Origin of the sequence: Tunicatimonas sp. (genome assembly GCF_049647865.1) — a bacterium.
Taxonomy (GTDB): Bacteria; Bacteroidota; Bacteroidia; order Cytophagales; family Cyclobacteriaceae; genus Tunicatimonas.
Genome location: NZ_JBARYM010000175.1, coordinates 1 through 21,765 on the forward strand (window position 1 = coordinate 1; position 21,765 = coordinate 21,765).

The 21,765-nt window shown below is 42.8% G+C and carries 16 protein-coding genes and 1 riboswitch; of the genes, 6 read left to right on the forward strand and 10 right to left on the reverse strand.

The genetic code is table 11. The annotated features are described in order from the left end of the window. Positions 1 to 95: 95 nt before the first annotated feature. Positions 96 to 560, reverse strand: coding sequence for a DM13 domain-containing protein (locus tag WBA23_RS05320; RefSeq protein WP_424581210.1), 465 nt, complete (start codon positions 558 to 560; stop codon positions 96 to 98). 477 nt (positions 561 to 1,037) lie between these two features. Between WBA23_RS05320 and WBA23_RS05325 the strand changes: the two genes are divergently transcribed. After that, a complete protein-coding gene (locus tag WBA23_RS05325; protein ID WP_424581211.1) occupies positions 1,038 to 1,454 on the forward strand; it encodes a YtxH domain-containing protein in 417 nt (138 codons plus the stop codon). Here WBA23_RS05325 and WBA23_RS05330 read toward each other — a convergent pair. Then, positions 1,441 to 3,234: an SWIM zinc finger family protein gene (locus WBA23_RS05330; RefSeq protein WP_424581212.1), complete on the reverse strand. Its 1,794-nt coding sequence runs from the start codon at positions 3,232 to 3,234 to the stop codon at positions 1,441 to 1,443. The two genes, WBA23_RS05325 and WBA23_RS05330, sit on opposite strands and share 14 nt — an antisense overlap. Positions 3,235 to 3,430: 196 nt before the next feature. On the opposite strand from WBA23_RS05330, the gene WBA23_RS05335 reads away from it, so the two are divergent. Then, complete coding sequence (locus tag WBA23_RS05335; protein WP_424581213.1) at positions 3,431 to 4,153, forward strand: SIMPL domain-containing protein; 723 nt, start codon at positions 3,431 to 3,433, stop codon at positions 4,151 to 4,153. A 293-nt stretch (positions 4,154 to 4,446) separates the two neighbouring features. Here WBA23_RS05335 and WBA23_RS05340 read toward each other — a convergent pair whose 3' ends face one another. The 6 genes from WBA23_RS05340 to WBA23_RS05365 all read right to left on the reverse strand — a co-directional run bounded on the left by WBA23_RS05340 (position 4,447) and on the right by WBA23_RS05365 (position 14,159). Beyond that, positions 4,447 to 5,940: a sulfatase gene (locus WBA23_RS05340; RefSeq protein WP_424581214.1), complete on the reverse strand. Its 1,494-nt coding sequence runs from the start codon at positions 5,938 to 5,940 to the stop codon at positions 4,447 to 4,449. 166 nt (positions 5,941 to 6,106) lie between these two features. After that, positions 6,107 to 7,036, reverse strand: coding sequence for a LamG domain-containing protein (locus WBA23_RS05345; RefSeq protein ID WP_424581215.1), 930 nt, complete (start codon positions 7,034 to 7,036; stop codon positions 6,107 to 6,109). 487 nt (positions 7,037 to 7,523) lie between these two features. Continuing rightward, positions 7,524 to 8,984 carry a RagB/SusD family nutrient uptake outer membrane protein gene (locus WBA23_RS05350; RefSeq protein ID WP_424581216.1) on the reverse strand — a complete coding sequence of 487 codons (1,461 nt, stop codon included), beginning with the start codon at positions 8,982 to 8,984 and terminating at the stop codon, positions 7,524 to 7,526. 29 nt (positions 8,985 to 9,013) lie between these two features. Then, entirely contained in the window at positions 9,014 to 12,421 is a 3,408-nt protein-coding gene (locus tag WBA23_RS05355; protein WP_424581217.1) for a SusC/RagA family TonB-linked outer membrane protein, read from the reverse strand. 84 nt (positions 12,422 to 12,505) lie between these two features. Beyond that, a complete protein-coding gene (locus WBA23_RS05360) occupies positions 12,506 to 13,495 on the reverse strand; it encodes a FecR family protein (RefSeq protein ID WP_424581218.1) in 990 nt (329 codons plus the stop codon). A gap of 73 nt (positions 13,496 to 13,568) precedes the next feature. Continuing rightward, positions 13,569 to 14,159, reverse strand: a complete 591-nt coding sequence (locus tag WBA23_RS05365; RefSeq protein ID WP_424581219.1) for an RNA polymerase sigma factor — start codon at positions 14,157 to 14,159, stop codon at positions 13,569 to 13,571. A gap of 533 nt (positions 14,160 to 14,692) precedes the next feature. Next, a riboswitch (SAM riboswitch) is annotated at positions 14,693 to 14,797 on the forward strand. A 167-nt stretch (positions 14,798 to 14,964) separates the two neighbouring features. On the opposite strand from WBA23_RS05365, the gene WBA23_RS05370 reads away from it, so the two are divergent. The 3 genes from WBA23_RS05370 to WBA23_RS05380 are packed head-to-tail and all read left to right on the forward strand — an operon-like array spanning position 14,965 to position 18,572. Beyond that, positions 14,965 to 16,287 carry an O-acetylhomoserine aminocarboxypropyltransferase/cysteine synthase family protein gene (locus tag WBA23_RS05370; protein WP_424581220.1) on the forward strand — a complete coding sequence of 441 codons (1,323 nt, stop codon included), beginning with the start codon at positions 14,965 to 14,967 and terminating at the stop codon, positions 16,285 to 16,287. Positions 16,288 to 16,289: 2 nt separating this feature from the next. Then, positions 16,290 to 17,357, forward strand: coding sequence for a homoserine O-acetyltransferase family protein (locus WBA23_RS05375; protein ID WP_424581221.1), 1,068 nt, complete (start codon positions 16,290 to 16,292; stop codon positions 17,355 to 17,357). A gap of 36 nt (positions 17,358 to 17,393) precedes the next feature. Further along, positions 17,394 to 18,572 (forward strand): alginate lyase family protein, encoded by a 1,179-nt coding sequence (locus WBA23_RS05380; RefSeq protein ID WP_424581222.1) that lies wholly within the window; start codon positions 17,394 to 17,396, stop codon positions 18,570 to 18,572. 26 nt (positions 18,573 to 18,598) lie between these two features. On the opposite strand, the gene WBA23_RS05385 is transcribed toward WBA23_RS05380, so the two are convergent. Further along, a complete protein-coding gene (locus tag WBA23_RS05385; RefSeq protein ID WP_424581223.1) occupies positions 18,599 to 19,303 on the reverse strand; it encodes a LiaF transmembrane domain-containing protein in 705 nt (234 codons plus the stop codon). Positions 19,304 to 19,699: 396 nt separating this feature from the next. Here WBA23_RS05385 and WBA23_RS05390 point away from each other — a divergent pair, with 396 nt between their 5' ends. Beyond that, positions 19,700 to 20,302 carry a hypothetical protein gene (locus WBA23_RS05390; RefSeq protein ID WP_424581224.1) on the forward strand — a complete coding sequence of 201 codons (603 nt, stop codon included), beginning with the start codon at positions 19,700 to 19,702 and terminating at the stop codon, positions 20,300 to 20,302. A gap of 87 nt (positions 20,303 to 20,389) precedes the next feature. Here WBA23_RS05390 and WBA23_RS05395 read toward each other — a convergent pair whose 3' ends face one another. Next, complete coding sequence (locus WBA23_RS05395; RefSeq protein WP_424581225.1) at positions 20,390 to 21,616, reverse strand: S-adenosylmethionine:tRNA ribosyltransferase-isomerase; 1,227 nt, start codon at positions 21,614 to 21,616, stop codon at positions 20,390 to 20,392. Positions 21,617 to 21,765 lie beyond the last annotated feature (149 nt).

Below are 21,765 nucleotides of genomic sequence, written 5' to 3' on the forward strand. Positions count from 1 at the left end.
ATGATGTATTTCATAACTTAAGGCATAAAAAAAACAGAAGCCACCTGGTTTTTCACTAGTGGGTAACTTCTGATTTTACTGTTTACTTTTTAATTTTACTGTACTTGTAGTTCAGCGTTTCCAAAGGGTATTCCAACGGATTCGCACCACAGAATTATGTGGGAAAATTTACTATCTGGAGCACTCGCTAATTTGAAGAAATCTTCACCATTCATGCCAACTGCACCTATTAACTGCAAATCAGGATTTCCTGCTCCAGCGTTTCTTTGCAGTGCTTCTGATGTAGAAAGATAAATAGTTACCGTTCCGGTAGCGAGGTCGGTCATAAAATCGTTACCAAACCGCAGGAAGACTTCACCATCTTGATCGGTACCGATTTGGGCCATTCCGGCGGTTGGCTTGCCACTTTCAGCAACGAATGTACCTTGGCGCTGAACGGTTAAGTTGCCACTGGGTACGGCAGAATCAATTGTGATTGTTTCAGCATCATCTTCGCAGCTAACTAAGGCTAACGTTACAACAATCATTAGGGCCGATAAAAATACGTTCTTCAATAACATAATAAAATAGTTTAAAGGGTTACAAAAAGATTTTTAAGAATGATTTGAAGGTATTTACGCCAGTGGCTAGTGGGGGTTAGGGAAAAATCATAACAAGTTTATCACAAGAAGATAGCTTAATTCTAACATCGTTTTTAACGGCAAGATTTAGAGATGAGCTAATTGATAATTGGAAATAGCATTACCTAATATAACTACTTCAAAAATATTTAAAATCAAGTTGACGCAAAGTCCAGATTGCCACGCAATCCTTTTAAGAAGTGTGATATATGCGAGTTCATTTGTTGATAAGGGAAACTTTCATTCAAAAAAATAGTAACAATAAAAGGTCAATTATTAATAAATAACTACTTTTATGAAAAAACCAGGTAGCTTGGTGGGATCATGATTATTTTGTAAGATTGTGAAATTAAGTAGTCGCCAGTAGATAAATTACGTATAAGACTTAGAGTATAAACTTTTTAATCTCAATTTGATATGGACATCTCAAGTATTTTTGCAAAGAAAAAGAAGAAAGCACCCACCTTTTCATTGGATGCTTTTAAGGATATTAGTTTAGTGACTAGTGCGATTTTAGCTTTAAATAAGGCAATTAAAACCAGACTTAGTGAGCAGCGTTATGATTTGTTTAAATCACAACGTGAAGAAAAAAAGCAGCAGCGATCATTACTGCTTATAACCGGCTTGTTGGGCGGGCTTATTGCCGGGGCGATTACTGCGCTATTGGTAGCTCCTGAATCCGGTAATCAGTTTCGTGGTCGCATTTCAGGTATGTTTAGCAACGGGCATAATGAAGATGCTGCTATTAATCTAGCTTCTCAAAAGGCTGAAGAATTGGCCGAGACTGCTAAAGAGAAAGCAGAACGGGCCGAACGAAACATTAGCGATAATTAGCCGAACCAGCAATTCCTGCTTTCCGCATTTCATCGCGAAGAGCAGGTAAGTTGGGCTTATGATGATAAAATTGAATGACTAATGCCTCAGCCTCGTCACGGTGACCTGGGATTTGATGCATAAGCTGTAGCCATCGCGCAATCATTCGGTATATTGAGCGGCCACGTAGTTCAATGGCTTTCCAGCACTTTTTTTCTAACATGACAAAACAGCGCGCCGGATACACTGAGAGAATAGGTTCAACTAGTTTTTCAAATCCATAATCTATTCCAGTACGGCTTTGCACATGCCGAAGAATGTCTTCATATCGCTCTTCCAAAGTTAGTAATTGAACGTAATAAACATCGTTTGCTTTAACTGATTGAATAAGCTTATCTTTTTCACTTTCTCTAAGGTAAGCTTGTACCGATTGGTAATATTCAATCTGTTCGCTGTGCTCCACTAAATAAGAATAAACTTTTTTGTAAAAGTCAGTACTCAGTTCAGGATTTAGCTTGATAGCCAGATAATTAGCTATTTGATCAGGAAACTGTTGAAAAGCCCGACGAGCAGTCTGTAAAAAATCTTCGGTCTTACCCAACTGGGTATATTTCTCCAGTAGTGGTTGAGCCAAGGTGTTATCAAAATCTAGAAACTCCAGAGCAGTTTTAATCCAAAGCTTATCATCTTGAAGCTGTTCAGCAATTCGTAGCACTACGTGTACAGTATCTACATCCAATAAGTCTTCTTCTCGTAACCGCTGTAAAAGAAAGCGAGCTATCGATGGATCAGTGACTACTGCCAGTAAAAAGGCTTCAAAATCTTTGAGGTAGTAAATTCCTTCGGCCCCTTCTAAAGAAGAGGCCGGTTTTGCTTCGTAGTACTGATAGCGAGAAAATAGCAAATCTACGGCAGTTTCCATCTCAAGTTCTGCTTTAACCGTCCTTGTTAAGGTTTGAAATAAGGTAGTTAGCTGTTCATTCAGCACTTCTTTAATTTGTAATGGATAATCTTCCACCATGTCTAACGGATCACTACTAGGTGAAGTAATCAAAAAAACACTCTCGTAAATACCTAAAACGATACTAAGTCCACGAGCCAATTCTCCCTGTTGAAAGTAGTACTTCGCCTGCTTAATATGGGAAGCTAATCCTTCGCGAATAATTTTCTCAGCCCCCTTTTCTGCGTCGCTCCATTCATCGTAGTAGCCGCCGTTTTCGTAGTAGTTTGATGAAAATAAATCCTCTTCATCAAAGGTTAATGACTCCAGTAAAACGGAGACTTCTTCTTTTACTCTCTCGATTTGAAGCACTTGATCATCAAATAGTGACTCTACCGGACGTTGCTTTTGAGCGGCAACATATTTGACGAATTGCGTTTTTAGCGGGATATTTTGTGAAAGAAGCTGCTGAAGAAAACTGAGCTTGGTAATATCTTCGGTACGATCAAACAGTGCTGAGAAGTTCTTCAACGATACTGACTCACTTCCTAATTCGACCGTATTTTCGTACTCATCGGATTCGTCTTTAAATTTGCCATCAAGAATTGCCAACCCTACAGCCACAATGTGCTTACAGATACCGCCCCAATCGTACGGGCAGCTACAGTGAGTGTATGTATCAGCCGGGGACCCGCTTATCTCAACCTGATACGGATATGTTCCCCGCACCTTTGCAGTGAACTGTTGACCATCAAACACCAAATTTTCTACTGAATCGTAATGATAGTAGTCTTCCCCTCGGGCAAAACTTTCAGGCGAAGCCATGCCTTCCAGTGAATGATGGGTGATAGGTAGTTGCATATTATTGAAATATAGTGCTATAGAAACTGTAACGGCTACCCGTTGGCTATCGTTAAAAATTGAAGCGATTAGTTAGCTCAGGAACAAGTTTTTTCGGCTAAGACGGTGAATCAATACCGAAAATGAAAAATTTTCGTTATCAATCATCTAAATACTAACTACCTAAAACGTTAAAGCAGCATCAACTTTAAGATTTATGTTAATAAAAAAGATACCACTTACGCTTACCCTGCTATCTTGGATGTCTCTCACGATCTTTGCTCAATCCCAACAAGAGTCAATAGTAAAGAAAATTGAAGTAACCGGCAGTGCCGAAGAAGAAATTGTACCCGATGAAATCTACTTCGCTATTACACTGAAAGAATATTTGGGGGATAATAAGAAGAAAGTGATTATAGATAAGCTAGAGCGAGAGCTTTACAACGCTGCGCGGAAAGTTGGTATAGCCGAAAAGGATTTACGAATTGAGGATATTCAGAGCTATAATTACAATTGGTACCCTAGTAAGCGCCCGGAACGAGAAGAGTTTCTGGCCAGTAAAAAATATACAATCAAACTTGAGAAACTGGACGAGATCAATAAACTATTTTCTTACCTGGATGCTAAGGGAATTCAAAGCACCAATATTGACCGTTACGATCACTCTCGCCGGAAAGAATACGAGCGTGACCTGAAAATTAAGGCCCTTCAAAATGCTAAAGAAAAGGCTGAGTATCTTTTAAATGGTATTGATGAAAGGATAGGTGGGGTTCTTCAGGTAACGGAAATTAATAGTGGAAACCAACCGTCGGCTCGCTACCGCGAAATGTCGTACGCGCGAATGGAAATGGATCAAGTAGAATCTGAGCAGGCTCTATCTATTGATTTTCAAGAAATTATACTGCGTTATGAAGTACGGGTAGTATTTGAAATAAGGTAAATTAAATACTAGCGTAGAACCTTTGAATACTTTATTAAGAGATTTATCCACCATTACAACCATTTCAGTCCTTTTGCCAGCAGTACACGAACTAACATAACTTTGTTTGTATGTTTAATCTCACAATAGGGTAGCAGATTGAAATGGTGGTTGCCCATTAGAGGAGTAACGTTATAATTGCTATAAAATTGCTGATCAACTATGTCCCGGTTGTTAGTGATGATACTAGATTGAAGAAGAGGGTAGATAATCAAAATGCGAAGTATAGATTAGCACAAAGATAGATATCTCCGTCATCGAGGAGTCGCGGCCGACCAACCCTGTTCCAATGCTTGGTTCAGTGAATCACGTACGGTCAGGTAGTCAGGTTGGTTAACGACATTTTGGTTTTCTTGAGGATCGTGCCGATGATCATACAACTCGTATTCAGTATCTTTACCTTCAGTGGTCCAAGCTGTCAGACGGTAGCGATCAGTGCGCATAGAGTTACCCATGCGGCCGCCCCGGGGATAGGAGCTGAACGCCGCAGTCTTCCAATCTTGATCAGGGTCATTCAGTAGGGGTACCAAACTGCTTCCTTCTAGCAATTCATCGCTCGTCAGACCCGCTAGCTCAGCCAAGGTCGGATAAATATCTACCAATTCAGTGAGAGCCATGGTAGTTTGACCCTGGGCAGTTTGGCCCGGAGCAGATATAATCAGGGGAACGCGGGTAGCCATCTCGAAATTGGTATGCTTTTTCGCCCACATCCCGTGCTCACCAATCTGATACCCGTGATCTCCCATCAGTACTACAATCGTATTTTCTCGCAGGTTTAGCCGATCTAGCTCCTTTAGAATTAGGCCCACTTGAGCGTCTACATAACTAATAGCGGCTAAATAGCCGTGTAATAGTTTTTGCTTGAGCGAATCAGAAAAAGGAGCAGTGTCTGGAATATCAATGTAGGAACGCAGTTCTTTGTTGTCAGCCACAGCATAAGACGGAGCTCCTTCGGGAAGGTATTGATTTTCAGGCAGTCGCAATTGCTTACGATCATACTGATCCCAGTATTTTTTTGGCGCGGTGAAGGGCAAATGCGGATGATAAAACCCAACAGCCAAAAAAAATGGTTCGTCTTGTGATGATTGCAAGTAGCGAATGGCCTGTTGAGCCACTTGTCCGTCGTTAAGCATACTGTCAGCTACCGTGGGGGCTTCGTAGGCTAAGGAGCGGGGAATATTACCGTAGCCTAATGGTCCCTGTTCTAAGCAAGCCTGCTTACTCGCTCGGAGGATACTATCGCCGTAGGGACCATAACTTGACCGGGTTGGTAACCACAGCGGGCGAGTCCAGGACACGGTGTCGTTGAGGCTTCCGAAGCCATTAGGATCGAACCCCACTAAATGAAACACCTTAAACAGTCCGAGCGATTCGTAACCATTGTTCTTAAATAATTGTGGTAATGTAACAACATCAGGTAAGGCATCTCTCACCGAGGTTTCAATATCGTAAACCCCCGTTGTTGCCGGACGACGACCCGTTAAGAAGGAGGATCGGGATGGTGCGCAAAGTGCTTGCTGGCAGTAGGCCCGATTAAATAACAATCCCTGAGAGGCCAAATGATCAATGTGCGGCGATTGGACAATGGGATCGCCGTAGCAGCCTAGCTGAGGACGAAGATCATCGATGGTAATGAAGAGAACATTAAGTGGCGGAGATTCATCTGATTGATTGATCGGCTGACAGCCTATTGCGAAACAAAAGACGATGAGTGCCAGAAACCAGAAATTAATTATTGGTTTTTCCATGCAAAAGATACGTTTAATTTATAAAAATAAGTGTAATTATAATTGATCCACACTATCATTCTCAGTGCTGGGCATAATACATAGAGTCTACTACAAGTCTGATACTAATTTAGCAAGGGTGGTAATACACCAATTACGATATTGAATTTTTTCAGCGAAGTTTTAATTATTGTGCACTGTTGAAATTTCTTAGTGGCTTTGCTAAACGTCGCATTTCAGCATTGCTCAAAGCTCGGTCAAAAACTGCTAGTCCACCTATTTGCCCAATGAAGTAATTACCCATGCCAGAGGCAAGCTGCACTGCTCCGACAGTGAAATCTGACCCATTATTCCCTATTCCGTCTGGATACGTGTAGGGATTCTTCGTTTGGGTTAACCCACTTGGGTAATCAGGAAAACCTGAGGTATGATCAATTAACTCTGAAGGACGACTTTTAAACGCTCCATTCAGATACGAGCGAATGAACTCTCCATCGTAGGTAAAGGCGATACAACACCATTCATCCACAGGAACTTTCTGCTGGCTAGCAGAATAATCAATGGAATAAGGAAATGGAGGTGTTGGCCCTCCAGATAGCGAGATGTGTCCGCAAACTTGATCCTCACCATTGTAGTAAGGTAGAGATACAAATAATCCATACTGACGTTTTCCGCCATCTTGGTATTCATTCCACATACCTCCAACAAACCCAGTTTGCTCACCACTCCATTTTACCCAAGCCACAACGGTTATACCCTGATCTTCACCATGAATATTCAGTCTTCCAATTTCTTTATGAGGAAGCGAAAGAAAAGCTTTTCCTTCAAATAAGGCTGAATAACCGGATAGTGGACCTTCAGAGAGTCGAGGCAACGTTCCGTGTGTTTCTCGTAGTTGAAATTCATTCGTACCGTTTGCCTTCCGGTTCTGCCCAGATGGCTCTTTAAAATCCCATAAGGCTACCAAGCCATTCACTGATAACAATGTAGTCGAGAGTGGGGTGGTATTGGTTTTGCTACGCGGCGGCACGCTTAAGCAAGAAACGCATAGTAATGTTATCTTAATCAAAACAACACTTTTATTGCGAGAAATAAGATTAATTAAAGTATTTAGCACAGTTTAATTTTTTTCACTTTTAGTCGTTTATAGCACCACTTACTCATACTAAGCGAGCGGGAATCTTCTGAATAACCTTTTCTGGTATTCTAGGTTAGCCAGTGCATCGCGGTTTATTGTAGTACAAATTGTGCCAGGAGCGATGCTAATAAAAGCAATACCAAACTGGTAAAATTTATAAGCCAACTTCCTGTTTATTATACAGTTCGCTTTTAACTATGCTGTGGATACTCGTAAAGCCAGCAGATTACTGTTTATTACCGATGAAATATTAATGTTGCGACCTCAGTAGTCTTCCTTTATGGCTCTGATAAGCATTTGTATCTAGAAAAAACTACCTTAAGATTTAACACATCATACCCGAGAAATCCACTTCAGTGAATTTCCAGAGAAAATTTGCATATTTAATAATCAGAATTGCTGAACAAAATACTTAGTAATCTCTGTTCTCTGTGTCTTAGCAACCATTTTTTCTTCCCACTAACAATTAATACCCCGGATTTTGATCTTCAGAACTAATAGCTGGATTATTATCTATTTCTGCCAGTGGAATGGGCCAGAGTAGCATGATGTCATTAAATTCTTTCCCAGTAGCTTCAATCACCGCACGAGCACGTCCGGTTCGTTTTAAATCCCACCAGCGTCGGCCCTCAGCCACAAACTCACGAGCGCGCTCCTGGAGTACAGCATCGCGGAAAGTAGCGGCATCCAGGCCACTCAGATCTACCGACGGGGCCGAAGTACTAGCATCCAATCCGTAGGCTCTTCGACGGATTTGGTTAATGGCACCGTAGGCTTCCGCCGTGGGTCCACCGCTGGCTTGGCTGGCAGCTTCGGCGTAGATAAGCAAGGCATCAGCGTAGCGTAAAACCGGAAAGTCATTGCCGTGTCCTACGGGTGAAACCCCTTCAGGATCGCGAAACTTTCTGAATAGCATAGGTTCATTATCTGGCAAGGGAATAGAGTCTCCCTGCGCGTCGACGTACGAGGTATAAATGGTATGCTCTTTCCGTAGGTCATTATCATCCCATTCAGTGTAGAATGGCAAGTCAGGGATACCGAGCACCACCCGAAAACCCGCCGCTGAATACCCTGCCTGTACCAGATGTATAAACGACAGGAACCAAAAGCCTTGCCCATCAACCCGCGTGTACTTAAGCGAAAAAATTTCTTCGGAACTAGAAATTATTTCGGGACCGAAGAGGTTGCTGAAGTCGTCAGGTTCCTGCACGGCTACTAGAGTAAACTGGTTGGAACTAATTACCTCCTGCGCTTTATCACGAGACAAGTCCCACTGCTCACGGGTGAGGTACACCTCGGCCAGTAGTGTCTTAGCTGCCCACTGCGTAGCTCGTCCAATCTCATCTTGCTCGGCGGGAAGACCCCGCTCAGCAATTTCCAAGTCGTCGACAATCAATTCGTACACCTGGTCTACGGTTGCTCGGGGAGCCGCCTGATTGCTTAGATCAATGGTTTCTTCAGTTCTTAGGGGCACTCCTCCCCAGCCGCGAACCAGGTTATAGTAATTGAGGGCACGTAAGAAGTGCGCTTCAGCCACAATGGCGTTTTTCTCAGTTTCATCCATTACAATACTCGGCACGTTGCCAATCACTGCGTTTGCTCGGTTGATGCTGCTATACATCTGCTGCCACATATTTTCGGTACGGCCGGTATTAACCGCATCAAGGCCTTGATACTCACTAACTGGGCGGTAGCTGCCTCGACCATTCGCATACTCGGCCAGTACCTCCAGGTGACCCAGTAATCGGGCACCGTAATAGTCGGTATTCCGCAAAGGGTCATATACCGCAAATATGGCAGCTTGGGCATCGTCAGCACTAGTATAGAATGCTTCACGGGCGATCTGGTCAACGGGTGCCTCTTCTAGGGCATCTTCGCACGCTACAAACAGGAGCGTGACAACCAATAGGTGTACTATATTCTTCATGAGTAAGTCGTTTTTAAAAATTTTGTTGATTAAAATCCGAGTTGAATGCCTACGGTATACGTTCGAGCGGTAGGGTAACCAAACTGGTCAATCCCTTGAGAAATAGAACTATCGCCGCCTCGTGTGCTTACTTCGGGGTCGTACCAAGAGTAGTCAGTGAGGGTAAGAAGATTCTGCCCACTCACGTATAGCTGTAAGCGCTGCAACCACTCGATATTGTTTGTGGGCAGGTTATAAGCCAGGCGAACGTTCTTGAGTCGCACAAACGAACCATCCTCTACGAAGCGATCTGACTCCCGAAAATTCGTATTGGAACTCACCTGCGGGTAAGGGGCCGCCGCATTCGGATCATCGGCAATCCAGTAATTAAGTACATCATCTATCTGATTAATTCCGAAGTTGAAGGAATTGGCGTGCTGAGCCGCGTTAAAATTAAAGATATCAACTCCCTGCACTCCCTGAAAAAAGATATTTAAGTCAAAGCTCTTGTAAGATAGGTTCGAGGTTATACCAAAAATGAAGTCTGGATTAGGGTTGCCGATAATAACCCGATCGTTGTTATTGATCTCACCATTTCCATCTTGATCCACGTACTGAATCTGACCTTCCTCATCAAGCAAGGGTTGCTCCACGAACCCGAAAAATGATCCAACCGGCTCGCCTTCCCGTACAATATTAATGGAGGTTTGCAAGGGGTTATCTAGTCGTTCACCAAATACATCACTCTCACCGGCTAGCTGTATCACTTCGTTCGTATTGGCCGCTACGTTAGCATCTACCGTCCAGGTTAAATTACCTGTGAATATATCCGCTCCTAGGGTTAGTTCTACTCCGGAGTTATTAATCTCTCCGATATTTTGGGTCACTTGCGTGAAGCCGGTGGAGGTAGGCAGCGGCACAGTAGCTAGCAAGTCCTGCGTATTTTTATTGTAGTAGTCAAACGAAAAGCGAAGGCGCTCTTCGATGAGTCCCAAATCAAATCCAATATCAAACTGGGTGGTGGTTTCCCACTGCAAATTAGGGTTAGCCAAGCGGTTACCGGGAGCGAAACCGGCAAAGAACGCATCATTGAATACGACCAGTGAGGAGTTAAGTGTGTTTAAGGTCTGGTAGGGCGATACCGCAGTGCTACCGGTCCGTCCCCAGCTGGTTCGCAGCTTGAGGTTAGTAATCGCCTCCACGTTTTGAATAAAGGCTTCATCAGAGATTCGCCAAGCGAAGGCGCCCGAAGGAAACACTCCCCACTTATTGGCACTGCCAAAGCGAGACGACCCATCAGCTCGCACGCTGGCCGTAAATAGATACTTATCCAGTAAGGTATAGTTAATGCGTCCGAGCCACGAAGCAATTGTCCACTCTTCTACCGATGAAGCAGGTATCCCAGGGGTATCGCCCGACTGTAAGCGGTTGTTGAGCAGGGCATCCGTGGTAAAACCAGTAGAACTCATTGCGTTAGCGCTTTGTCGTTCGGTCTGGTAGGAGAACCCACCTGTAAAGGTGAAATCATGTTGGTTGATGCTCTTGTTGTAGGTCAAGATATTCTCGTTCAGCACGTTGGTGCGGCCAAAGAAACGCGTTGAAGCTCTACCTGTCGGCGAGTTTTTGAAAATGGATGGTGAGTAGTTATCCCGTTTGCTATTAATATTTTCAATGCCAAAAGAAACCTTAAACGATAGATCTTCTAAAACTTTGTACTTAATTGCGGCGTTGGCCAGCACCGAGTTGACCGTGTTATTATTAAGTAGCTCCCGGGCTTGGGCTACGGGATTTTCGGCAACACCCGGACTGAATGCATACTGGGCCGGATTGGAATAGGTGCCATCCTGATTAAATACCCCCAGTGTGGGCGGTGCCAGTAAGGCCGAAGAAAGCACTCCATCCCCGCGTCCACCGTTGTCGCTGCGAATCTGGTTTTCGTTAATGCGGCTTAATATGCTGCTGTACGAAAGCGTGAGCCGGTCATTGATCTGGCTGTTGAGGTTGGCTCGCAATGATCCACGCTGGTAGTCCGAGTTGATCATGATACCCTGCTGATCGAACCAGCTACCTGACACCGAGTAAGTAGTCTTTTCGCTTCCTCCTGAGAAGGTTGCTACGTGGTTTTGAATGGGTGCAGTACGAAAGACTTCGTCTTGCCAATTGGTTCCCTCTCCGAACGACTGCACTTCTTCATCGGTGAAGAACGGAGTGTCACCGTCGTTGGCCGCGCGTTCGTTGGCAATTTGGACAAACTGCCGGGCATTCAGTAGATCGATTTTCTTGATCACTTGCTGCCAGCCGTAGTAACTCTCGATATCCAGACGACCCTTACCAGATCGGCCCGTTTTGGTAGTAATAATCACCACGCCGTTGGCTCCTCGAGAACCATAGATGGCAGTGGCAGAGGCATCCTTTAGCACTTCCATTGACTGAATATCATTGGGGTTGATGGTGGTGGGCTTGCCGGAAATAGGAAAGCCATCGATGACGTACAGCGGCTCATTGCTACCCTGCAACGAGTTACCTCCCCGAATGCGTACGCTGATGTTGCCGCCCGGTGCCCCGGAATTCTGAATCACCTGTACCCCAGCCGCTCGCCCGGTTAACCCTTGCACCGCATTGATTGTGGGTAGGGCCGTTAGTTCTTCGGGTGTTACCGAAGCTACCGAACCAGTGAGGTCACTCTTTTTTACTGAGCCATAGCCCACCACCACTACTTCGGAAAGCGATTGAACATCTGGGGTTAATTCAAGATTAATTACACTACGCCCATTGATAGATAATTCCTCGCTATTGTAGCCTACGGATGAGAACACAAGTGTTTCGGCATTGTCCGGAGCCGTCAGGCGGTAATTACCGTCTGCGTCGGTGATAGTACCAATTGTGGTACCCTTCACCAGGATATTCACTCCTGGTAAGCTTTCGCCATTAGATAGGTCAGTGATCGTGCCGGTGATCGTCTTTTCTAAAGCTGCTATCACACTGGAATTAAGGGTTATTGATCGTATATCCTGGTTGGTGGAGAGTGGTGGGGAAGTAAACCCCACTGAAGGGCTGGGTTTCAATCGTTTAATGTCCTCATTAGAATCTAAATGAACCTTAATAATGTAAATATCGGGTTTGATCTTTCTCAATTCTAGACCAAGCGGATGCAAAAGTTGTGTCAGGGATGCCTCTAGATTTTCTTGCACCATTTCACTTGTATCAACCTGCTTGTTTTTGACTAGTGCATGATCGAATACAATACTTACCCCATGAGTAGTTGCAAAGTCAATCAAGACAGACTCTAACGATTGTAATGATTGCTGATGAGTCTTATTAGCTGTTGTACTGGGTGTTTCGCCTATGGCTAGAAATTGAGGAAACGAAGGGAGGCTTGTGAACATCAGCCCAATGATCAGCAGACCAATATTCCACCAATTCCGATAATTAATCGAATAGGAAATGTTTTTCATCATAGTTACATTTATGTTTTAATTATCAATTATGCACGCTCGGTCTGCCTGTGTTCCGCCAAGATTGCAAGCGGCCGAGTTTGTATTTTATTTGTCTATTGTTGACTCTCTTCTCTTCTTCAGAGTTACGCGGTTATCTTCGCGAATTACTTCCACACCCATTGATTCAGCTAGGATTTTTAGAAAAACATCTTGATCATCGGTAGGAATTGAACCGGTAATTTGTTGATTATTCCAGTCGTCATCCGATAATTCTACTCGCCAGCCGTAATAGTCCTCCATGGCTTCTGCTACCTCGGTGATTGGTGTTCGCTTGAACAGTAATTCTTTCTTTTTCCAAGTAGTATATTCTTCCGGATTAACTTCTTCAATGGTTAAAGAAGAGGAGGAGGAGGCCATCTCTGCCAAGTCGCCGGGTTGCATGATAACTTGTTCGTTACGTTTATTGGCCAGCCGGACCTTACCATGCTCTAACACCACCTGCGTCGCCCCTCGCCGTTCACTTACGTTAAAAGCAGTACCGAGCACCTCAACAGCTATGTTATTAGTATGCACAATGAATTTTACCCGTTTCGAAGCGTTCAGTGGGTTCTTTCTCTGTTTGATCTCAAAGAAAGCTTCACCGACCAGCCATGCTTCTCGCGCTTTTTGCTTATTATAACTAAATGTAAGGGAGGAGTTGGCGTTGAGTGTAACTTTAGAGCTATCGGGTAGCCAAACGGTCTTGGTTTCGCCGTAGTCGGTGCTATAACGCCGAGTAGTATCATCGTTGGAGATCCCCAGATAGATTAGGCCAGCTAATAAGATTAACCCGCCAAACACAGCTGCTGCGCGGTACCAGTGCGAAGCAGTTTGGCGTTTTTTTGATGCTTGAAATACGCGCTGCAACAAGACGTCAGCTTTCCCATCAGATAGCGTCTTCTCTATGGACAGTTCGTTCCATAACCGATCCGTAACTTCATGATAAGTATTTTCGTCTTCGGATGCCCTAAGGTATTTAAGTAGTTGAGCGCGCTCTTCAATACTTGCCGTACCTCGTAAGTATTTATCAAGTAGTTCTTGCTTGGTTTGCTTCAATGTAGTGCCTTTTATACTACTACAATCCTCATGGTAGTAGAGGACTAGTGGGAACTACATTTTTTTAATCTTTTTAATATAGTAAGCTTGAAGCTAGGTAGCACATTAAAAGGATAATGTCGGTATGTATACTAAGTTGAGTTTTGATCGCCCGAAGTGCTTTGATTACGTGGTTTTTTACTGTATTGGGTGATATTCCTAACTGCTGACCTATTTCTTCATAGGTCATGTGTTGGTCACGACTCATGCGATAGACCTGTTGCTGCCGCATAGGGAGGTTATCAATTGCTAGTTTAGCAAGCTGCACCAAGTTAGCGTATTCAATAGTCTCTTCGGTGTTGTTATGAAAATGCGGTGTGCGGTTCCGCACCTTTTGTTTTAATGCTTCTTCAGCGGCTACTTTCTTGAGAAAATTGAGTGATAAGTTGCGGGTTATGGTATACAGATAACCAATCAGAGAGCGATTTGGGTCAAGAAGGTGCCTTTCGCTCCAAACCTTTAATAAAGCGTCGTGGATTATTTCTTCTGCTAGTTCTTCTGATTTAGTGAACCGATAACAAAACGATAAAAGTCGATCTTTATTGGCGTAGAACATCTCCTGAAATGCTTCCTCATCACCTTGGTATATGCGTATATTAAGAGTTTGGTCGTTATTGTGCTTCATGCAAGGCATAGTGGTATTTCAGTCTCGGTTACCCAATATTCTAAAAAAAAATGATACTACAAAAAAATTTCGTAAACGCTAAGGCTTTTTTTGCTTTAAAATTATTAACCTTTTAAAGGGTATTTGCACTTAAAGATTGAAGCAGCTAATAAAGCCTTGCTCATCCAGTCTGGCACATTTTAAGGACTGCCAGAAATTGTAGAGGAACACCGGTTAAAATATCCGGTAAACCTTGTAAAAGATTTTATGATTTGTTACAAAAAAACAAAAATTATGGTAAATAACTATTTAGCATATTACCATAGCATAACGATTACTCTTCAAAAACTTCAACACGCTCTGGCTATTCTATCTTCAATTATCTCTTAAAATTTTATTTCTATAGCCATAGAATTTTCTTATGATATGAAATATGAAGTACGAGCTTAGATATACTTTGTATTTTGTTAAAAGGTAGTGTCTGGTTTGTTATTTTCAGCAACAACGCCTATAATTGTATCTACAAGTCAATAAATCCTTGATCTAAGGACGTTGATTTATATAGAAGTGCGGAGAGACAGGCTCTACGAAGCACTAGCAACCTCTCGCAATCGGGAAAGGTGCTAAATCCTGATTCGCTTAGGCGAAGAATATAAATTGAGTTTTATGCAGCATTTTCTATCATTTATTTTTTCCTTTCTTCAGGGTACAGCTCCAATGCAATTCATTGGTATGTCTACTAGCGGCTGTTGTTGCTGCTAATCTGTCCCGTTCCGTTTCGGAATACGCTATTTCAAGACCAATCACAAATCTAACTTTATATTTTATGTCAGAATCACTAAAATTTGAAACGCTTCAGCTTCACGCTGGTCAAGAGGTTGACACTACTACACAATCTCGAGCAGTCCCTATTTATCAAACAACTTCTTACACATTCAAGGATGCCGATCACGGGGCCAATTTATTTGCTCTTAAAGAGTTCGGAAACATCTATACCCGAATTATGAATCCTACCACTGATGTGTTTGAGAAGCGTATTGCGGCATTGGAGGGAGGAGTTGCCGCTGTAGCTACCGCATCGGGGCTAGCAGCCCAATTTTTAGCACTAAATAACATCTGCCAAGCAGGTGATAACATTGTTTCTACTCGCTATTTATACGGGGGTACGTATAATCAATTTAAAGTAGCTTTCAAACGTATTGGGGTAGACGTTCGCTTTGTAGAAGGAGAAGATCCGTCGGCCTACGAACAACATATTGACGAGAATACTAAAGCTATCTATCTGGAAACTATAGGTAACCCTGGTTTTAATGTACCAGATTTTGAAGCGATTGGTGATCTGGCTCAAAAGCACGGTATTCCACTAGTAGTGGACAATACCTTTGGGGCAGGCGGTTATTTATTTCGTCCGTTAGAACACGGGGCATCTATCGTGACGGCTTCAGCTACCAAATGGATTGGCGGTCACGGAACATCTATTGGTGGGGTAATTATTGACGGGGGCAATTTCGATTGGGGAAGTGGTAAATTTCCGCAGTTCAGTGAACCATCGGAAGGTTACCACGGCATGGTATTCTCCGATGTATTTGGAGTAGACAATCCTTTAGGTTTACCCAACATTGCCTTTGCCATTCGGGCCAGAGTAGAAGGGTTGCGTGACTTTGGTCCGGCTATCAGCCCGTTTAATTCTTTCTTATTAATACAAGGACTGGAAACACTATCGCTTAGAGTAGAGCGAACCGTAGATAATGCGCTAGAACTTGCTAACTGGATAGAACAACGTGATGAAGTTGAAAGTGTAAATTATCCCGGATTAGCTTCCAGTAAATATCACGATTTAGCGAAGAAGTATCTGAAACGAGGCTTTGGTGGTGTATTTACTTTCATACTAAAAGGTGATTTGGAACATGCTAAAACCTTCGTGAATAGCCTGAAGTTGGTAAGTCACTTAGCGAATGTGGGTGATGCTAAAACACTAATTATTCATCCAGCTTCAACTACTCATCAGCAGTTGAGTGAAGAAGAGCAGTTGCAATCTGGAGTGCACCCAACTCAGTTGAGAATCTCTACCGGTATTGAACATATTGACGACCTAAAGGCTGATTTTGAGCAGGCGTTTCAGCAGATTGCTGAGCCGGTGACCGCGTAAATATGGTGCAAGAGCATACGTTTCAGTATTCGGAAATTTTTCCTTTGGAGTCGGGCGAATCGTTGCCCGGCTTCCAGCTTTTTTATACTACTTTCGGTACATTGAATGCGCGGCGAGATAATGTGATCTGGGTTTGCCACGCCCTCACGGGTAATGCTAATGTACTGGACTGGTGGCCAGGTCTATTTGGTCAAGGTAAATTGTATAATCCTGCGGACTACTTTGTGATTTGTGTCAATATGTTAGGGTCGTGCTACGGCTCTACTGGTCCGTTATCAATTAATCCTCAGACTAATGCGCCCTTTTTTCACACTTTTCCGGCCACTACCAATCGAGATGTGGTGCGAGCATTTGATGCTTTGCGGCAAAAGTTATCGATTGATCAGATTCATACGTTAATCGGCGGCTCAATGGGTGGACAGCAGGCACTTGAGTGGAGCATTATGCAACCGGAAGTGGTTCAGTATCTTATACAAATTGCTTCTAACGCTCAGCACTCGCCCTGGGGTATTGCGTTCAACGAGTCGCAACGCATGGCTATTCAAAGTGATGTTAGCTGGCCAGAAAATCATCCTGATGCGGGTTTAGAAGGTATGCGTACTGCCCGCGCAATTGCTCTGTTATCGTATCGGCACTACCGCACTTATCAAAAAACGCAGCAAAACACAACATCAGAACAGCTAACTGATTATCGCGCTGCTTCCTATCAGCGCTACCAAGGCGAAAAATTAGCACGAAGATTCAATGCTTTTTCCTACTGGACACTTTCTTGTGCTATGGATTCTCATCATGTGGGGCGAGGCCGAAAAAGTGTGATGAACGCCCTATACCAAGTAAAAGCGAAGACGTTGCAAGTGGGTATCGAAACCGATGTGTTGTTTCCCCCGGGTGAACAACAGTTTTTGGCTAAGCATATCCCTGATAGTCAACTGGCGATTATAAATTCAGATTATGGTCACGATGGATTTCTGCTGGAATTCGCTCAACTTCGTCAGCATATCTCTAAATTTTACCGAGAAAAAAACGCTTCAGTAAAAATATCCACGGCAAACAAGGTAACTCCTTCTTAGGCAACTTGCTCTTTTTCATTCCTACTGCTTTATCTTATGAAAAGACCTATAAAAAAAATTCTGCTATTCATTCTTGGTTTAGTATGGGTAGGAAGTGGATTTAGCCAAAACCTTATTCTACTTGATAAAGATAACATCAATCAGGTTAAACAGCACCAACAACTATTTAATGCTGAATTAGATTTATTATACCAGCGGGCTGATACTACCTTGACAATGCGACCTACTTCGGTTATGGATAAAGGGGTAGTTGCCAGCAGTGGTGATAAACACGATTACATGAGTCGAGGACCTTACTGGTGGCCCGATCCAAAGAAATCAGATGGTTTACCGTACATCCGTCGCGATGGGGAAGTTAACCCGGAGATAGTAAAGATCTCGGATAAACAAGGATTGAAAAGTGTAATTAATGCTGTAGACGTACTTGGTCTCGCCTACTTTTACAGTGAGAATGAGAATTACGCTCAAAAGGCGACCGAATTGCTCGAAGTATGGTTTCTGGATTCTGCCACCAGAATGAATCCCAACCTTAACTTTGGTCAGGCTATTCCGGGAAGGACCGAAGGTAGAGGCATTGGAATTATTGAAACCCGTGATTTTGGTTATCTGCTGGATGGTATTAGCCTGATTGCCCAATCTGAGGCCTGGACAGAGCAACACCAAACGCAAATAAAACAGTGGGTCAGTGATTATCTAGATTGGTTAATTAACAGCCAGCATGGTAAAGATGAAGCTGTCAATGGTAATAACCACACTACTTGGTACTTTGTGCAGACAATCGCCATGGCTTTGTTTACCGATCAGGACTCTTTAGCGACCGAACTTCAGAAAAGAGGAGTGAAGCTTATTGTAGACCAGCAGTTAGAAGCCGACGGTAAACAGCCTGAAGAACTCAGCCGGACTCGCTCGTGGGACTACAGCACGATGAACCTACTAGCGGTTTACTATTTTGCGATATTATCGGAGAAATTAGGTGATCCTATTTGGGATTTTCAAGAACAGAAAATTAAGAAAGCATTAGATTTCCTTCTGCCTCACATGAGCAAAGATAGCAAGTGGGGTTATCCTCAAATTAAAGAAATGGATCGGAATAGTCTATTACCAGTACTAAAGGTAGCGGCTAATCATTATTCCGAAGAAATCTACGATTCAGTTTTACTACAACAGTATAATCCAAAGGAAAGCGATCTACTATTAGGCTTGCGCTACCCGTGACTTTAGTTCCAGTTTACCTACTGATGTTAGGCTGAACGAATTTCTCCGCCACCGAGAATAACCTGTCCTCGGATAATTATTTGCTGACCAGCTTCCGATGAATACGATTGATGAAACTGGCGCTTATCTTCAAATCCACCCAAGATTGGCGATACATTTACTTTCACATTCCAACTGCTCGGTACCGTAATTTCAGTGTTTCCAAACAATACAAACACATCAATCACTTGTACGCCTTCAGCTAACTGAGAACCGGTAAGATTAATTTTATTGCTACCGAAAATAGAGGTAATGCGTCCGCCCCGAAACCAGTTAGAAGTCACAATATTTTCGTTACTACCTAAAATAGCTGATTCATCGATGACTTCTAGCGACGAGGCTTCCCCCAGTCTCCTTTTTTCCTGCCGACGGCGAATAAGTAGGCTTATACCAATAAGTACAAACGCCACTGGCCAAAACTGCCGCACAATATCCAAAACTGAGATGTAGAAGATATCGGAGATCAAAAACAAACTTCCGAAAGCCACCAACGCAATGCCGCCCCCTTTCTTATCACTGGTAACAATAACAAGTACGCCAATGGCAATGAGCAGGGTCTGCCAGGATACAAGATAACGAGGAAGGGTAAATGGAATTAAATCAAAATTATTGAGCAGAAAGTATACGCCCAATATTAAGAAGAGCAAACCAATAATTAGTCGGCTGTCGCTACTGCGGGTATATTGACTCATAGTAGGTAAGGTTGCAAGTTAAAATTCTAAGATACTAAATCTAGTTGTCAAGAAAAACATGAGCGAGTATCAGAACAGAAATATCGTCAATGAAAATTGGCACAATAAGCACTCATATGTGCCTCTTAGCTAGGCTATATTCTGCAAGAGATAAATTATTCTCACTGATTAGCGAGAATTAAGATGTAAGAAATAAATATTATTGCCATTTTTAGTACACTATAAATACTGTAAATACCAATATTATTCAGTTTTAAGTACTAAAAATTTCGTATTTTACCGTGAAATTCCACATTTTTCTCATATTATTAGCAAATTTATATAAAAATTTAAAAAAATATTCATATTATTGTAAATAAGCACATACGTAAGATTTTTACCTAAACCGAACTAACTATGAGAAAATATACACTACTAATCGGATTATTAATTACAATAACTTCGCTTTCATACGCTCAGGCACCCCATCCGGGAAGTCTTAAACTGACAAATCAGAATTGGGTAGATGGGATAGTAGATATCAACTCCTTTATTAATTCGGCTATTGTAACAACGGATGATGAACGACAGCTAACCTATCATGCCTCTATGATCCAAGAAATTACTACCGTTGATGAATGTGACCGCCAACGTACTTTCCGTACTTTTGATTATCGTTCCAACGGCTTTTTCGATCGTATGGAGAAGAAAGTATTCCAAGTGGTAAGCGATGGATCGGTAACCCTGCTACGCCGGGTGTTTGAGTACGATATTTTTGATGCCGAAGACGAATACACCGTAGAAGAATGGTACTACGTAGAAGAGGGAAAGGTGGAGCGTATTCGGAACTTTCGTCGCCAAGTACTGCCCCTTATGGCTGACTACGCTAAAGAAATGAAAGAATTTCGACGACTTAATAAACTTCGTAATCTCAATAATGATGTGAGCATGTACCTGATGGTTTCTTACTATAATCGCCTTCGGAGCTTGGAGGAGCAGTCTTTGCTCAGCCAGCGGTAAAATTATGTGGCGTAATGGTTCTAGTTTATAGTTTTGAGTTTATACAAATAGGTGAACTCAAAACATAGAACTTTAACGCCATCACATTCAAACAGGCAATAGTAATGAAGAGTCACCGTAGCTAAGAAATCGGTACTTACTGTTTAAGGCGTGCTGATAAATTGTCCACCAACTATCGCCTACAAATGCCGCAATCAATAAAACCAAGGTAGATTTGGGCTGATGAAAGTTTGTAATGAGACCCTGGCAAAGGCGAAATTTGTAACCAGGAAAAATGAAAATTTCGGTTTCACCTACTAACGTATCTGTTTCTACTTGATCCATTCGGCTCAAAACATTCTGAAGCGACTCAACTAGAGAGAGATGCTTGGGAGTATCGTCCTGATAGGGATATAGCTTAGCTATCTGAAAATCGGCAGTGGGTTCTTCACTGAGCTTTACTCCGTACCAATATAAACTCTCCAGAGTGCGCATGGAAGTAGTTCCCACTGCAATAATGGATTGTTCGGGATAAAGTAGTTGTTCTATATTCTTGCGCGAAACTACCACTTGCTCGGAGTGCATATTATGCTTTTTAACATCATTCTCTTTGATAGGCTGAAATGTCCCCGCACCTACATGAAGTGTTAGTTCGTTGAAATTTACACCCTTCTGCTTGAGCTGATTTAGAATTTTTTCGGTGAAGTGTAGTCCAGCGGTAGGCGCGGCTACTGCACCCGGAGTTTGAGCATATACAGTTTGGTAGCGTTGCCGATCTTCCGCCGTGGTTTCGCGATTTAAGTAGGGGGGGAGGGGCACTTTCCCGGCAGCTTTTGCCAGCTCGGCAAAGGTAATATCAGCATCCCAATGGAACTGTACCAACTTTTGAGTGCTATCTACTAGTTTGGCTCGTAGCGTAATCTCTCGGTCATTATCAATAAATACCTGCTCTAGAACTTGCTCCGACTTCCATTTTCGCAAATTTCCGATCATGCATTCCCAAGTAACCGAATGATGCGTACTCATTGCTTCACTCATCATGGTGCTGGGTTTTATCGGATGCAGTAGTAGAACCTCTATGAGAGCTCCCGGTCCCTGTTCATTAGCTGGTTTTCGGAAGAATAGCCGCGCTGGGATCACCTGGGTATTATTAAAGCACAAGCAACTATTAGCAGGAAGTAGATCAGGTAGGTTATAAAAATGACGATCAGTAATATTACCTGACTGATACACTAGCAGTTTAGACTGATCACGCTGGGTAAGGGGATGCTTGGCAATGCGCTCTTCCGGAAGGTCATAATCGTAAAAATCCAGACGTAAAGAATTTTCTTTCATAGAATTACCTGTTTCAGTAGCAAAAGTACGGGAAATTTAGCTCCGACAGTGGTATTTCTAACTACCTGTCGTAAATTAGTTGGCTGTAAAAAATCTAACTTATGAATCAAATTACTTACTACCTCACTTCCTTCTTCGTTCTATTATCC

Excerpts from the sequence above, each read along its gene's own strand:
- WBA23_RS05320 (WP_424581210.1), bottom strand. The coding sequence starts at position 560 with ATGTTATTGAAGAACGTATTTTTATCGGCCCTAATGATTGTTGTAACG.
- WBA23_RS05325 (WP_424581211.1), top strand. The coding sequence starts at position 1,038 with ATGGACATCTCAAGTATTTTTGCAAAGAAAAAGAAGAAAGCACCCACC.
- WBA23_RS05330 (WP_424581212.1), bottom strand. The coding sequence starts at position 3,234 with ATGCAACTACCTATCACCCATCATTCACTGGAAGGCATGGCTTCGCCT.
- WBA23_RS05335 (WP_424581213.1), top strand. The coding sequence starts at position 3,431 with ATGTTAATAAAAAAGATACCACTTACGCTTACCCTGCTATCTTGGATG.
- WBA23_RS05340 (WP_424581214.1), bottom strand. The coding sequence starts at position 5,940 with ATGGAAAAACCAATAATTAATTTCTGGTTTCTGGCACTCATCGTCTTT.
- WBA23_RS05350 (WP_424581216.1), bottom strand. The coding sequence starts at position 8,984 with ATGAAGAATATAGTACACCTATTGGTTGTCACGCTCCTGTTTGTAGCG.
- WBA23_RS05355 (WP_424581217.1), bottom strand. The coding sequence starts at position 12,421 with ATGATGAAAAACATTTCCTATTCGATTAATTATCGGAATTGGTGGAAT.
- WBA23_RS05365 (WP_424581219.1), bottom strand. The coding sequence starts at position 14,159 with ATGAAGCACAATAACGACCAAACTCTTAATATACGCATATACCAAGGT.
- WBA23_RS05370 (WP_424581220.1), top strand. The coding sequence starts at position 14,965 with ATGTCAGAATCACTAAAATTTGAAACGCTTCAGCTTCACGCTGGTCAA.
- WBA23_RS05375 (WP_424581221.1), top strand. The coding sequence starts at position 16,290 with ATGGTGCAAGAGCATACGTTTCAGTATTCGGAAATTTTTCCTTTGGAG.
- WBA23_RS05380 (WP_424581222.1), top strand. The coding sequence starts at position 17,394 with ATGAAAAGACCTATAAAAAAAATTCTGCTATTCATTCTTGGTTTAGTA.
- WBA23_RS05385 (WP_424581223.1), bottom strand. The coding sequence starts at position 19,303 with ATGAGTCAATATACCCGCAGTAGCGACAGCCGACTAATTATTGGTTTG.
- WBA23_RS05390 (WP_424581224.1), top strand. The coding sequence starts at position 19,700 with ATGAGAAAATATACACTACTAATCGGATTATTAATTACAATAACTTCG.
- WBA23_RS05395 (WP_424581225.1), bottom strand. The coding sequence starts at position 21,616 with ATGAAAGAAAATTCTTTACGTCTGGATTTTTACGATTATGACCTTCCG.